This window comes from Microbispora rosea (genome assembly GCF_044460045.1).
Lineage (GTDB): Bacteria > Actinomycetota > Actinomycetes > Streptosporangiales > Streptosporangiaceae > Microbispora > Microbispora rosea.
In genome coordinates, this window is sequence record NZ_JBITJO010000005.1 from 23,932 (window position 1) to 37,658 (window position 13,727).

The 13,727-nt window shown below is 73.2% G+C and carries 11 protein-coding genes; 7 read left to right on the forward strand and 4 right to left on the reverse strand.

Annotated features, from left to right (window positions below; translation table 11 throughout):
• The first annotated feature begins 7 nt into the window (after window positions 1–7).
• From ACIBK1_RS22085 to ACIBK1_RS22100, 4 genes are read left to right on the forward strand one after another with little or no spacing between them, the layout of a single operon-like run.
• Window positions 8–1,534, forward strand: coding sequence for a SagB/ThcOx family dehydrogenase (locus tag ACIBK1_RS22085; protein WP_396737322.1), 1,527 nt, complete (start codon window positions 8–10; stop codon window positions 1,532–1,534).
• Window positions 1,531–2,343 carry an HlyD family efflux transporter periplasmic adaptor subunit gene (locus ACIBK1_RS22090; RefSeq protein ID WP_159454813.1) on the forward strand — a complete coding sequence of 271 codons (813 nt, stop codon included), beginning with the start codon at window positions 1,531–1,533 and terminating at the stop codon, window positions 2,341–2,343. The genes ACIBK1_RS22085 and ACIBK1_RS22090 overlap by 4 nt, the downstream gene beginning before the upstream one ends.
• Window positions 2,344–2,354: 11 nt before the next feature.
• On the forward strand, window positions 2,355–4,607 hold the full coding sequence (locus tag ACIBK1_RS22095; protein WP_030506181.1) for an NHLP family bacteriocin export ABC transporter peptidase/permease/ATPase subunit: 2,253 nt from the start codon (window positions 2,355–2,357) through the stop codon (window positions 4,605–4,607).
• Entirely contained in the window at window positions 4,604–7,579 is a 2,976-nt protein-coding gene (locus tag ACIBK1_RS22100; protein ID WP_081903270.1) for an NHLP bacteriocin export ABC transporter permease/ATPase subunit, read from the forward strand. The genes ACIBK1_RS22095 and ACIBK1_RS22100 overlap by 4 nt, the downstream gene beginning before the upstream one ends.
• 112 nt (window positions 7,580–7,691) lie before the next feature.
• Here the strand turns inward: ACIBK1_RS22100 and ACIBK1_RS22105 are convergent, their stop codons facing one another.
• From ACIBK1_RS22105 to ACIBK1_RS22115, 3 genes are read right to left on the reverse strand one after another with little or no spacing between them, the layout of a single operon-like run.
• On the reverse strand, window positions 7,692–7,877 hold the full coding sequence (locus ACIBK1_RS22105) for a hypothetical protein (protein WP_030506179.1): 186 nt from the start codon (window positions 7,875–7,877) through the stop codon (window positions 7,692–7,694).
• Window positions 7,874–8,710 (reverse strand): methyltransferase domain-containing protein, encoded by an 837-nt coding sequence (locus tag ACIBK1_RS22110; RefSeq protein WP_396737325.1) that lies wholly within the window; start codon window positions 8,708–8,710, stop codon window positions 7,874–7,876. Before ACIBK1_RS22110 ends, ACIBK1_RS22105 begins: the two co-directional genes overlap by 4 nt.
• Window positions 8,707–10,104: a cytochrome P450 gene (locus ACIBK1_RS22115; protein WP_396737328.1), complete on the reverse strand. Its 1,398-nt coding sequence runs from the start codon at window positions 10,102–10,104 to the stop codon at window positions 8,707–8,709. The genes ACIBK1_RS22110 and ACIBK1_RS22115 overlap by 4 nt, the downstream gene beginning before the upstream one ends.
• A gap of 231 nt (window positions 10,105–10,335) precedes the next feature.
• Between ACIBK1_RS22115 and ACIBK1_RS22120 the strand changes: the two genes are divergently transcribed.
• The 3 genes from ACIBK1_RS22120 to ACIBK1_RS22130 are packed head-to-tail and all read left to right on the forward strand — an operon-like array spanning window position 10,336 to window position 12,559.
• A complete protein-coding gene (locus ACIBK1_RS22120; RefSeq protein WP_197042442.1) occupies window positions 10,336–10,728 on the forward strand; it encodes a hypothetical protein in 393 nt (130 codons plus the stop codon).
• 29 nt (window positions 10,729–10,757) lie between these two features.
• Window positions 10,758–11,702 carry an ABC transporter ATP-binding protein gene (locus tag ACIBK1_RS22125; protein ID WP_030506175.1) on the forward strand — a complete coding sequence of 315 codons (945 nt, stop codon included), beginning with the start codon at window positions 10,758–10,760 and terminating at the stop codon, window positions 11,700–11,702.
• The gene (locus tag ACIBK1_RS22130) at window positions 11,702–12,559 is read left to right on the forward strand and encodes an ABC transporter permease (RefSeq protein ID WP_357315532.1); all 858 of its coding nucleotides are present in this window, start codon (window positions 11,702–11,704) and stop codon (window positions 12,557–12,559) included. The genes ACIBK1_RS22125 and ACIBK1_RS22130 overlap by 1 nt, the downstream gene beginning before the upstream one ends.
• A 3-nt stretch (window positions 12,560–12,562) precedes the next feature.
• Here ACIBK1_RS22130 and ACIBK1_RS22135 read toward each other — a convergent pair whose 3' ends face one another.
• Window positions 12,563–13,726, reverse strand: a complete 1,164-nt coding sequence (locus tag ACIBK1_RS22135; protein ID WP_396737331.1) for a cytochrome P450 — start codon at window positions 13,724–13,726, stop codon at window positions 12,563–12,565.
• Between the last annotated feature and the right edge of the window lies 1 nt (window position 13,727).

Sequence of the window (13,727 nt, forward strand, 5' to 3'; positions counted from 1 at the left end):
GGGAGCAATGCACACCGTTCAGGTGCGGCTGCGCCGCGACGCCGGCCTGTCCGAACCGGAGAAGACGCCGGGGGCGGTCACCCTGGCCACGCCGTTCGGCCCCGCCACGCTGCGGGGCCTGCCACCGGGCGCGGTCGCCGCGCTGCGCGTCCTCGCCCGCGGCGGCGCGACCGAGGACGAGCTGGCCGAAACCGTCACCGAGCACGACGGCGAGGGCGGGCTGCTGCGCTGGCACCTGCTGCTGCGCAAGCTGTCGGCCGGGGCGTTGCTGGAGCGGGCCGTCCTGGTGTCGTCCGGCGGGGAGGTGGTGCCGTCCGGCGGGGAAGTGGTGCCGTCCGGCGGGGAGGTGGCGCCGTCAGGCGGCGAGCCGGTGGCCGTGCTGCGCCCGTACGGCGGCGGCCCGCTGCGCCCGGCCGCGCCGCTCGCCGCAGACGCCCGCGTGCGCCTGTCGAGGTTCGCCGTCGCGGCGCCTGAGGACGGCAGGCTCGTTGTGCGCGCACCCCGCAGCCCCCTCGGGGTCGAGCTCGCCCCGGCCGCCGCACCGCTGCTCGGCCTGCTCGCGGACTGGACGGTCCCGGCCGGCCTCGCCTGCCCGGGCCTGCCGGACGAGACCACGGCGGCGGTGCTCGGCCTGTTCGCCGACGCCGGGCTGCTGGTGCGGCCGACGCCGGAGGGGGAGGACCCCGAGCGCGGCGCAGCCCCGCTGGCCCAGTGGTCGCCGGCCGACCTGTGGCTGCACACCCGCACCAGGGAACCCCGGACGACCGGGCGCTACGGCGGCACCTATCCCCTGCGGGGCGTGTGGGATCCGCTGCCGGTGGCGCCGCCCGCCTTCGCCGGCGACCGCATCGCCCTGGAGCCGCCGGACCTGGACGCGATCGCGAAGACCGAGGCGAGCCTGACCGAGGTGCTCGAGGCCCGCCGCTCGATCCGCGAGCACGACGCCGCCGACCCGATCACCCTCGACCGCCTGGGCGAGCTGCTCTACCGCACGATGCGCCAGCGTCGCACCTTCACGGGGGAGGACGGCCAGGAACTGGCCGACCGGCCCTACCCGTCCGGCGGCGCCGTCCACGAGCTGGAGGTCTACCCCCTCGTCGTCTCCTGCGAGGGCCTGGAGCCCGGCTTATGGCACTACGCCGCCCACACGCACGTGCTGGAACGGGTGGCCGATCCCGGCCCGGCGACCCGCACGCTGCTCGACCGCGCCAAGGCGGCGGCCATGATGACCGAGGACCCCCAGGTCCTGCTGATCGTGACCGCCCGCTTCGGGCGGGTGATGTGGAAGTACGAGACCATCGCGTACTCGCTGATCCTCAAGCACGTGGGCGTGCTCTACCAGACCTTCTACCTGGTGGCCACGGCCATGGGCCTGGCGGTCTGCGGGCTCGGCGGCGGGGACGCCGCGGAGTTCGCCGCGGCCAGCGGGCTCGACCCCCACGCGGAGGGCAGCGTGGGCGAGCTCCTGCTCGGCAGCAGGCGGGGCGGCGCGGCGGGGACGCCGCCGGGATGGTCTCCGGAGGTGCCGGCATGAAGTTCCGGCTGAAGGCCCTGCAGCGGATGCGGGAGCCCGACGAGCTCGACTCCCCGACCCTGCTCGCCTCCCCGCGCGGCTGGATCGCCACGTTCGTCGTGCTCATCGTGGTCGTCGCCGCGGGGGTGTGGTCGTTCGTCGGCCGGCTGCCGGTCACCGTCACCGCCAAGGGGCTGCTGACCCATCCTGCGGGCACCGCCCAGCTGCAGAGCCCGTACACCGGGACCGTGCGGAACCTGATGGTGAGTCCCGGCCTGCGGGTGGTGCGCGGGCAGGCGGTCGCGGAGGTCCTGCGGGCCGACGGCACCGTGCGCACCGTGAGCAGCCCGTTCAGCGGCGAGGTCGTCACCACCTCGGCGAGCGAGGGCGCGATGGTCCGCGAGGGCGACAGGCTGCTCGCGATGGAGAGGACCGACGCCCCCCGCGACCGCCTGGTCGCGATGCTGTTCGTGCCGGGCGACCACGCGCTCGGCATCGCCCCCGGCCGTACGGTCGACCTCGCGGTCTCCAACGCCCCGCCCGGCGTGTTCGGGCTGCTGCGCGGCAGGGTGACCTCGATCAGCCCCTACCCGCTGATGGCGGAGGGCGTCTCCGCCCTGGTCGGCGGGGACCTCGCGGCGCGCGGCTACCTCACCGCGGAGCCACCCCGCCTGGTGATCGTCGACCTCCTCTCCGACCCCAGGACCACCTCCGGATACTCCTGGACGACCGAGACCGGTCCCCCGATGGAGCTGCAGTCGCAGGTCACGGTGACGGGCACCGTCACGCTCAGCAGCCAGACGCCCTTCAACCTGCTCCTCGGACGCTGAGAAGGAGACGGATGAGCCAGGTCACGGCCCCCCGCGCCGACGCCGCACCGTCCGGCGCCCCGCGCCGGAGCGCTCCCCGCAAACGGGGCGGCCGGCGCGGGAGCACGCCGACCGTCATCCAGATGGAGGCCGTCGAGTGCGGGGCCGCCGCCCTCGCCATGGTCCTCGGCCACTACGGCAAGTTCGTGCCTCTGGAGGAGCTGCGGGCGGCCTGCGCGGTGTCCAGGGACGGCGCGAAGGCGTCCAGCGTGATCGCCGCCGCCCGCAAGTACGGCCTGGAGGCCAAGGGCTTCCAGATGGAGCTGGACGACCTGCGCGACATCGTCAAACCGGCGATCATCTTCTGGGCGTTCCAGCACTTCATGGTCGTCGAGGGCATCCGCACCCGCTTCGGCAGGCCGGTGGTGGCGGTCAACGACCCCGCGAGCGGCCCGCGCGTGCTCGACTGGGACGAGTTCGACTCGGGCTTCACCGGCATCGTGCTGACCTTCGAGCCCGGGCCCGGGTTCCGGCCCGGCGGCCGGCCCACCCGGGTGGCCGAGGCGCTGCTGTCGCGCCGCATGCCCTCCGGCCGGGCGCTGCCGCTGGTGCTGCTGGCCAGCCTGCTGCTGGTCGTGCCCGGGATAATCGCGCCGGCGTTCAGCCGGGTGTTCATCGACCACATCCTCACCGGCCGCGACCCGGGATTCATCCTGCCGCTGCTGCTGGCGATGTCGGTGACCGCCCTGGCGATGTTCGTGCTGACCTCGGTCCAGCGGCACTACCTGCTGCGGATGGAGATACGGCTGGGGCTGGTCAGCTCCGCCCGGTTCTTCCGCCATCTGTTACGCCTGCCGGTGGAGTTCTTCCTGCAACGCAGGCCCGCCGAGGTCGCGAGGCGGGTGTCCGCCAACGACATGGTCGCCGAGATCCTGTCCAGGGACCTGGCGATCACCGTCGTCAACCTCGTGCTCGTGCTCTTCTACGCGGTCGTCCTGATCCGCTACGACCTGCTGCTCGGCCTCATCGGTGTGGGCATGGCGCTGCTCAACATCCTCGTGCTGCGGCAGGTGTCCAGAGCCAGGACCGACGCCGTGGCCGCGCTGCGGGCCGATCTCGGCAACCTCACGTCGGCCACCTTCAACACCCTGCAGCTCGTGGAGACCGTCAAGGCCACCGGCGCCGAGCCCAGCGCGTTCCAGCGATGGGCGGGCTTCCTGGCCAAGGCCGTGACCGCCCGGCAGCGGCTGGGCGTGCCCAGCGCGGTCATCACGGTCGTGCCCCCGCTGCTCGCCGGGGTCAACAGCGGGCTCATCCTGCTCGTCGGCGGCCTGCGGGTGGTGGACGGCGCGGTCAGCGTCGGCCTGCTTGTGGCCTTCCAGAGCCTGCTCGGCTCGCTGTCGCGGCCGGTCACCCAGCTCACGAACCTCGGCGGGCGTCTGCAGGACATCTCGGCCGACATCACCCGGCTGTACGACGTGGAACGCCACCCCCGCTCGCCCGTCTTCGACCGGCCGGACAGGCCCGCGGGCAGCCGGCTCGACGGGGCGATCACCTTCGAGCAGGTGACGTTCGGGTACAACCCGCTGGCCAAGGCGGTCATCAAGGACGTGTCGTTCTCGGTGGTGCCCGGCCGGCGGGTGGCGATCGTCGGGAGCTCGGGGAGCGGGAAGTCGACCGTCGGCCGGCTCGTGGCGGGGCTCTACCGGCCGGCGTCGGGCCGGGTGCTGCTCGACGGGCGGGATCGCGAGGAGATCTCCAGGACCGAGCTGGCGGCCTCGGTCGCGTACGTGGACCAGGACATCTCGCTGTTCGAGGGCACGGTGCGCGACAACCTCACGCTGTGGAGCGACGACGTCTCCGACGAGGTCGTCACCGCCGCGCTGCACGACGCGGCCATCTTCGACGTCATCTCCGCCCGCCCCGGCGGGCTCAACAGCCGGGTGCGCGAGGGCGGGCGCAACTTCAGCGGCGGGCAGCGCCAGCGGCTGGAGCTGGCCAGGGCGCTCGCCGGGCAGCCCACCCTGCTCGTCCTCGACGAGGCGACCAGCGCGCTCGACCCGGAGACCGAGCGGGTGATCGCCGACAACCTGCGCCGCCGGGGATGCGCCTGCCTGATCATCGCCCACCGGCTGTCGACCGTACGGGACGCCGACGAGATCCTCGTGCTGCACCAGGGCGAGGTGGTGGAGCGCGGCACGCACGAGGACCTCGTGCGCCTCGGCGGCCACTACGCGCGGCTGATAGAGAACGCCCAGCCGGGCGGTGAGGGGATGGACCAATGAGCGTCCCGACAGTGACGCCGGCCTCGACGTTCTCGCCGTTCTTCACCGACGCGGCCACACCCATCGACTACTCCGCCGACCGCTTGCTCGTGCTGGCCGACCTGCGCGAGGTGCTGCTGGTCGAGCGCGGCGCGGTCGACCTGTTCGCCGTACGCCTCGAGAACGGCAGGCCGGTCGGCAGATGGAACTACCTGTGCCGGGTGCGGCAGGGCGCGCTGGTGCTCGGCTCGCCGCGCGGACCCAGGCACAGCATCGTCGGGCGGCCGGTGCTCGGCGCCCGCGTGTCGAGCCTGCCGCTGGCCCGGCTTGAGGGCCTGTCGGCCCGGCGCGTCGACGGCCCGTCCGAGTCGGGGAAGGTGGTCCGCGGCCTGCCCACCCGCGAGTACGGCATGGCGGTGCGCGAGTTCGTGCGGGGCCTGGAGGCCGGTGTGGTGGCGCTCGCCGCGTCGATGCGCGACACGCTGCCCCCGCGCGACTTCGTCCCGCTGTCGCCGAACGAGCCCACCGTCGTCCGCGAGGGCGAGGCCGTCCGGTCCGTCGACGGACTCCGGTGGATCACCGTCGAGGACGGCGTCGTCGAGATGCCGGAGGGCGTCGCCGGTCAGCTCAGCGCCGGCGCCGAGGTCTGCGTCACCGAGCGGGACTGGCTGATGGCGCTCGGCCCGGCCCGGCTGCGCGCCCGGTCGACCCTCGACCTGCTGGGCGCGGGCGAGCTGTGGCACCGGTGGGTCGAGTACACCACCCGCTTCCTCTACATGATCGACCGGCGGATCGAACGCCGGAACTCGACCGAGCTGAGGGCACTGACGAGCCGGGCCGAGCGGGGCGGGGACGTGCTGCGCAGCACCGCCCGCGGGTTCGACACGCTGGTGCGCGACACCGAGGCGCGGGTCCGCCTCGCCGACGTGGCGGGCGACCCGCCCACGCTGGCCGCCGCGCGCCTGGTGGCCTCGCACGCCGGCTTCTCGGTGGTCGCGCCCCCGCCGGGAGGGGCGCACGGCGGCCGGACCGACCCGCTCCAGGCCATCGCACTTGCCTCGGGCGTGCGCACCCGCCGGATCAGGCTCGACGATCGCTGGTGGCGGCGGGACATCGGGCCGATGGTGGGCTACCGCTCCTCCGACGGGGAGCCGGTGGCGCTGCTGCCCATCGGGTCGCACTACGTCATGGCCGCGCCGGGGGAGGAACGCGTCACCCCGGTCACCCCGGCGGTGGCCGCCACGCTGACCCGGCACGCCGACGTGCTGTACGAGCCGCTGCCGCCGGCCGTCACCGGGGTGGGCGGGCTGTTGCGGTTCGGCCTGGCCAAGAACCGCAAGGACCTGTGGACCCTGCTCAGCCTCGGGACGCTGGTGGCCTGCATCGGCCTGCTGGTGCCCGCCATGACCGGTCTCGTGCTCGGCACGTACGTGGCCAGGGCCGAGCGCGAGATGATCGTGCAGGGCGCGCTGCTGGTGATCGCGGGCTCGCTCGTGGCGGCCTCGCTCTCCGTGGTGCAGAACTTCGCCGCGCTGCGCATCGAGGGCAGATCGTCGGCCCGCCTGCAGGCGGGCGCCTGGATGCGGCTGCTGTCGCTGCCGGCGACGTTCTTCACCAACTACTCCACGGCAGAGCTGGGCACCACGGTCCTCGGCGTCAGCGTGGTGCAGGAGACGCTGTCCGGCGTCATGACGACGGCGGCCCTCGGCCTGTTCGCCGGCCTGGCCAACCTCGTGCTCGTCTACTTCTACGACGTGCGGCTGGCGCTGATCGCGACGGCGCTCGTGCTGGTGGGGGTGCTCGTGTGCGCGGTCGCGGGCTACTTCGAGGTGCGGCTGCAACGCCGGCTCTACACCCACGAGCAGCGGCTGTCGTCGCGGGTCTTCCAGCTCCTGACGGCCGTGCCGAAGCTGCGGGTGGCGGCGGCCGAGGAGCGGGGCTTCGGGGTCTGGGCGGCGGAGTTCCTCAAGGCGCGCAGCATCGGCGTGTCGGCCCGCCGGGTGCAGAACCTCGTCACGACCTTCAACGCCGGATTCCCGCTGGTCGCGTCGGTCATCGTGTTCGCCGTGGTGGCCGGGCCGATGCTCGGGGACGTGACCGTTCCCGCGTTCCTGGCGTTCTTCGCCGCGTTCAACCTGCTGCTGGCCTCGGTGCTGCAGTTCACCGGCGCGGCGATCACCGCGATGAGCGTGGTGCCCATGCTGGAGCGGCTGCGGCCGATCCTGGCGGCCGAGCCGGAGGAGCACACGGGCAAGGCCGACCCGGGCGAGCTGTCGGGCCGGATCGAGCTGTCGCGGGTGTCGTTCCGGTACGGCGAGGACGGGCCGCTCGTGCTGGACGGGGTGGACCTGTCGGTCGAGCCCGGCGAGTTCGTCGCGATCGTCGGCCCGACCGGCAGCGGCAAGTCGACGATCCTGCGGCTGCTGCTGGGCTTCGAGTCGCCGAGCTCGGGAACGGTGCTGTACGACGGCCAGGACCTGGGCGAGCTGGATATCGGCGCGGTGCGCCGCCAGTGCGGGGTCGTCCTGCAGAACAGCTCGCTGCTCGCCGGCGACATCAAGGCCAACATCACCGGCAGCACCGACCACACGATCGACGACGCCTGGGACGCCGCCGCCATGGCGGGGATCGCCGACGACATCGCGAACATGCCGATGGGCATGCACACGGTGCTGTCGGAGGGCACCAACACGCTGTCGGGCGGGCAGCGGCAGCGCATCATGATCGCACGCGCCCTCGTCTCGCATCCCCGCATCGTGCTGTTCGACGAGGCGACCAGCGCGCTGGACAACCCGACGCAGAAGATCGTCACGGAGAGCACCCGCCAGCTCAACGCCACCCGGATCGTGATCGCCCACCGGCTTTCGACGATCACGGACGCCGACAAGATCGTGGTGCTCGAGCGCGGGCGCATCGTCCAGCAGGGCAGATACCACGAGCTGCTGGAGGACGCCGACGGGCTGTTCGCCCGCCTGGCCCGCCGCCAGATCTGAGGGCCTCCGCTGCGGACCCGAGGGCCCCTGCTGCGGATCAGGCGGATCAGAGAGCACGGAAACGAGAACCGCCGGCGGACCGTCTCCCGGTCCGCCGGCGGTTCTCGCGTGCTCAGTAGCGCGGCCTGCGGCTCAGCACGATTCCGGCGATGAGGAACACCAGGCCGAGCCCGCCGTACACGAAGGCGTGGGTGGTGGCGGGCGGCTTCACGCTGGCGTTGGCGACGGCCAGCCCGAGGCCCACGATGCCGCTGATGTAACAGAAGATCGCGACGAAGATCTTCCAGAAGGGGCTCATGACGTACTCCGTTCGGATGCGGCGGAACCGCCCGGTGCGGTCCCGGCGACGACGAGGCCGAGCAACATGACCCAGGCGTCGGGGTCGGCGCGGAAACGCCGCCACCGGTCGGCCGCCAGGGCGAGCTCGGGCAGGGTCAGGGCCCCGGCGGCGACCAGCGGCGCCAGCCGCTCCGGGCCCAGGTGGGCGGCGAACGCCTCGGTGGGGCGGTCGTCGTTGGTTGTGGCGAACGGGCGCAGCACCACGTCGCCGAAGCCCGCCCGGCGCAGGAGCCGGGTGAGCTTGCGCCCGATCAGCCGGTCGCCGCCGGCCTGCCGCTGCGCGCCGGTCATGCGGTTGTGGACGCCGGCCATCTCGGGATACATCGGGTCGGCCAGGCCCCACAGCATCGCGTCCACCTCGATCACGACCAGCCGCCCGCCCGGCCGCAGCACCCGCAGCGCCTCGGCCACCACGGCGGCCGGGTCGGCCACGTGCTGCAGTACGTAGCGGAGCAGGACCGTGCCCACGGATCCGTCCGCCAGCGGCAGCCGTACGGCGTCGCAGCCGAGCAGGGGGACCCGGGCGTCCGCCGCGTGCGCCAGCAGCGCGGTGTCGATGTCGGCGGACACCATGGGCAGGTCCGGCAGGGCGGCCCGCAGCCGCCGCGTGACGGCGCCCGAGCCCGCCCCGAGCTCCAGCAGGGGTGCCGGGACGCCGACGTCGAGCAGGACCCGCAGCTCCTCGTCGAAGGAGAGCTCCGCCTGGGCCTCCAGACGCGCCAGCTCGCCGTGCAGGCCCCCGGCGGTCGTCGTGGCCGGGTCGTACGACCCGGCGCCCATCACGGCGGTCACGGCTCCCTCCGCGCGTCACCGGGCCGCGTCTCCCCGGGGCGCGCCTCCCTGGGGCCCGTCTCCCTGGGCCGCGTCTCCCTGGGGCGGGGGACCATGAGCATGCCGTGCCGGGGGCGCAGCGTGACCAGGGCCTCGGGCTCGACCGGGAAACCGGGGACGAGCTCGGGGCGCACGGCGCGCAGCAGCACGGCCAGCACGAGGGTGGCCTCGACCAGCGCGAAGTGGCGGCCGACGCACACCCGCGGGCCGCCGCCGAAGGGGAGGTACTGGTGCCCGGCGTGGGTGTGCTCGGCCGCGAACCGGTCCGGCGCGTACGTCTCAGGGTCGGGCCAGTACCGGGGATCCCGGTGGAGTACGTACGGGCTTACGCACACCAGCGTGCCCGGAGGTATGGCGTAGCCGCCGACGACGTCGGCCTCGACGGAGCGCCGGGAGATGAGCCACACGGGCGGGTACAGCCGCATGGCCTCCTTGATCGCCCGCTGGCAGGCGGTCAGCCGGGGCAGGTCGGCGGCGGTGGGCGTCCGGTCCCCGCCCAGCACCTCGTCCACCTCCGCGCGCACCGCGCGCGCCGCGTCGGGATGACGGTCGAGGAGATAGAGCGTCCAGGTCAGGGCCTTGGCCGTGGTCTCGTGCCCGGCCATGACGATCGTCAGCACCTGGTCGCGCAGGTCGGTCGCGCTCATCGCGTGCCCCGAGGCCAGCATCGCGCCGAGCAGGTCGTCGTTCTCCTGGCCGGTGGCCCGGCGGGCGGCCACGATCGTCCGGGTGACGGCGTCGAGGAACGCCTTCGCCCGGCGGAACCCCTCCCGCCCGCCTCCCTCGGAGGCGGGGTCGAAGTGCCCGATGAAGCGGTTGACCTCGTCCACCGCCCGTCCGAAGCCGTCGCCGACGCCCGCGATGTCGGCGCCGAGCATGGCCCGCGCGATGACGGTGAGCGTGAGCGCGGTCAGGTCGTGGTCGACGCGTACGGCCTCGCCGTCCTCGCCGGCCCGCCGCCACCGGGCGGCCAGGTGGGCCGCGGCGTCGGTCATGACCTGGTCGAACCGCTCGACCTCCGTCGGCCGGAAGGCCGGGGCGATCATCTTGCGCTGCCTGGCCCACTCCTCGCCGCCGCTGGTCAGCAGGCCGTTGCCGAGCAGGGGTCGCAGCATGTCGTCGTCGGGCGTGCGGTCCTTGGTGTAGTTGGCGCCGTTGTCCTTCAGCACGTGCCGGGCCAGATCGGGCCGGTGCAGCATGTAGACGGGCGCGCCCTCGGCCTCGTGCCTCGTCACGTCGCCCCAGGCGGCCATTTCCGTGACGAAGCGCAGCGGGTCCTCCCGCATGCTGCTCAGGCTCTGGGCGCCGTCAGGACCCGGCGGCAGGGATACGTAACCGCTGTGCGTATCGGCCATGCCCACCCTCACTTTTTTTGAATACGTATTCGCCCGTGAATTGCGCATGCGATTGGATGCGAATACGTACTCGGTGATATTTCCTGTTCGGAGCATAGTCCGCGCCGTTCGAGGCCTCAATACTTATGTCGCCGGCCGGAAAATTAAGTCTGTGCCGTTCCCGCCCCGCCGTGTAAGACTTCATTTCGAAAGCGGCGGACAACGCCGTGAAAAAAAGCCGGGAGGCAGGCAATGTCTTTGGACCCGAGACAGCGCGCGGAATTCGTGAACGCGTACACCCGCGTCCTGATCACCGCGTGGTCGAGTGAGGAATACTCGGCGCGGCTGGACTCCGACCCCCGTTCGGCCCTCGCCGAGTCCGGGCTGGAGCTGCCGGCCGGAGCCGAAGTCGTCCTCGTCCGCAACATTCCCGAAGGCCACCACGACAGCAACATCGAGGTGCAGGTCGCCCTCTGGGAGAGGGGCCTCGAGACCGGCCGCTTCGAGCTGCACATCCCCGAGACGCCCCAGGTCGACATGGCCGAGCTGAGCGAGGGCGACCTCGACTCCATCGCCGCCGGCGCGTCCGCGGCCGAGGCGATCGACATCAACTGCTGCTGCTGCCCCTGCTGCTGCTGCACCTGACCGTCACGACCAACTCGGAGGGCTAGGCCATGTCCACGGTCGCCGAGCAGGCGAACCCCGTCCACGTGCGCTCCCTGCGCAAGCGGTACGGCCCGGTGAACGCGGTCGAGGAGGTGGACCTCGACGTTCGGAGCGGCGAGGTGTTCGCCCTCCTCGGGCCGAACGGCGCCGGCAAGACCACCACGGTCGAGATCCTGGTGGGGGTTCGCCGGCGAACATCCGGCGACGTGCGCGTCCTCGGCCGCGATCCGGCCGAGGACGCGCCCGAGTGGCGCGCCAGGATCGGCGTCGTCCCCCAGACGACGGGGGCGTACACCGACCTGACCGTGCGCGAGGTGGTCGAGCACTTCGCGGCGTTCTACCCAGCGCCGCTGCCGGTGGCCGAGGTGATCGACATGGTCGGCCTCGGCAAGCAGGCGCGCAAGCAGACACAGGCGCTCTCCGGCGGGCAGGCGCGGCGGCTCGACGTCGCGGTCGGTGTCGTCGGAGACCCCGATCTGATCTTCCTGGACGAGCCGACGACGGGTCTCGACCCCGTCGCCCGCAGGGAGGCGTGGGACCTCGTCCGCTACTTCGCCGACCGGGGCAAGACGACCGTGCTCACCACCCACTACCTCGACGAGGTCGAGGCGCTGGCGCAGCGGGCGGCCGTCATCGTCGGGGGGCGGGTCGTCGAGTCGGGCCCGGTCGCCGAGCTGGGCGGCCGGCGCGCGACACCCGCCGCCGTGAGCTTCACCCGGACGGACGGGCTCGCCACGAGCCTGCCCGCGCTGCCGGGCGACGCCGTGGTGGAGGAGGCCGAGGGCCTGGTGGTCGTGCGCACGCACCACCCGACCGAGGCCATGGCTGCGCTGCTGCCCTGGGCGGCCGCCTCCGGGGTGCGCGAACTGCCGGACCTGCGCATCCACCGGCCGTCGCTCGAGGAGATCTACCTGGACCTCATCCGGAGCAACCAGGAAGGCGGTGTCGTGTGATGAGCGCTCCCGACGCGGTCCTCACCCAGGAGAGCGGCGCGGTGGTCCTCGACCCCGCCCGGTCGATCGTGTGGCGGGCGGCCGTCGCACGGTCGTCGGTCGAGCTCAAGTCGTTCTTCCGCAACCGGCAGTCGCTGGTCTTCACGCTGCTGCTGCCCATCGTGCTGCTGGTCGTGCTCGGCTCCATCTTCTCGGGGACCGTGCCCGGCACCCACACCGACTTCAAACAGATGTTCATCGCGGGCATCATCGCCTGCGGCGTGATGAGCGTCAGCTTCAACGGGCTGGCCATCAGCGTCGCCATCGAGCGCGACACCGGGATGATCCGCCGACTGGCCTCCAGCCCCATGCCGAAGTCCGCCTACTTCATCGGCAAGGTGGTCAGGGTGGCCGTGACCGGCACCCTGGAGACGCTCCTGCTGCTCGCGGTGGCCGTGCCGGCGTTCGGGCTGCCGCTGCCCTCGACCGCCGCCCGCTGGGAGACGCTCGTGTGGGTGCTGCTGCTCGGCGCGGTGGCCTGCACGCTGCTGGCGGTGGCATTCAGCTCGATCATCCCCAACGCCCGATCGGCCTCGGCCATCGTCACGCTGCCGTTCCTGGTGCTGCAGTTCATCTCGGGGGTGTTCTTCCCCTACAGCCAGCTGCCGGCGTGGATGCAGACGGTCGCGGCCCTGTTCCCGCTCAAGTGGATGACCCAGGGGCTGCGCTCGGTGTTCCTGCCCGACGACTTCGCCCGCGTCGAGCCCGCGGGCGTCTGGGAGCTCGACCGCGTGGCGCTCGTGCTGGCCGCGTGGTGCCTCGCGGGGCTCGTGCTGAGCTTCCTGACCTTCCGCTGGCGCGGGCCCAACGTGCGCTGACCGTCAGGACAGCCGGATCCGGAACTCGCCCAGCCGGCGCGGCACGAGCACGGGCGCCCAGGCGGGCGGGGCGCCGTCCGCGCGGATCGCGGGGAAACGCTCGGCCAGGCCGCGCAGCAGCAGCGCGCCGGCCTGCCGGACGAGGGGTGCGCCCAGGCAGAAGTGGGTGCCGGCGCCGAAGGCGAGGTGGGGATTGGGAGACCGGGTCAGCACCAGGTCGCCGGGACGGTCGAAGACGGCCGGGTCCCGGTTGGCCGCCGCGACCACGGCGAGCACCCGCGCCCCCGCGGGAATGACCGCGTCCCCGAAGGACACCTCCGCGGTCGTCACCCTCGCGGTGAAGGGGATCGGCGCCTCCAGCCGCAGCAGCTCGTCGACCGCCGTACGGGCGAGTTCGTCGCCGCCCTCGCGCAGGGCCGCCAGGGCCTCGGTGCGCGGCAGCAGCCAGAACAGCGCGTTGCCCACCATCTCGGCCAGCGGGCGCCAGCCGCCGACGACGGCCAGTGAGAGGATGCCGAGCATCTCGGGCCGCGTCAGCCGCTCGTCCTCGGCCAGCCGCGCGATCGCCCCGCCGGGCCCGCGCGCCACGTGCGCGTCGAGGAACCGGGTCAGCTCGCCCATCGCCACGCGGCCCTCCCGCGCGGCCCGCGGCCCCGCCAGCGGGTCGAGGTTGACCGAGGCCCGCCGGGCCAGGTCCGCGAAGGCCGCCTCGTCCTCGCGCGGCACGAGCAGCGTCCGCGCGAGCACGCCGGTCGCGAACGGCTCGCCCAGGTCTCGCGTGACCTCGGCCGCGTCCGCCAGCCCGTCGAGCAGGCCGTCCACGACGGCGGTGAGGGCGGCGGCGAGCTCGCGCACCGCGGCGGGGCCGAGCAGGGCCATGCCGGGGGCGCGCAGCCGGTTGTGGTCGGGCGGGTCGGTGGTCAGCATCGAGGCGGGCAGGTCGTCGTCGCGCACCCGCTCGCGCTGTCCCAGGGCGGCCGAGAACCGGGGGTCCTTGAGCGCGCTCGCACAGTGCTCGTGCGCCGTGAGCAGCCACATCCGGGTCGTGACGTCGAAGTGGACCGGGTCGTTGGCCCGCAGCCAGTCGTACGCCGGATACGGGTCGGACCTGCCGGCCGGCGAGAACGGGTGGGCCAGACCGGCCGGAAGCCGGCGGAGAGCGGTCATC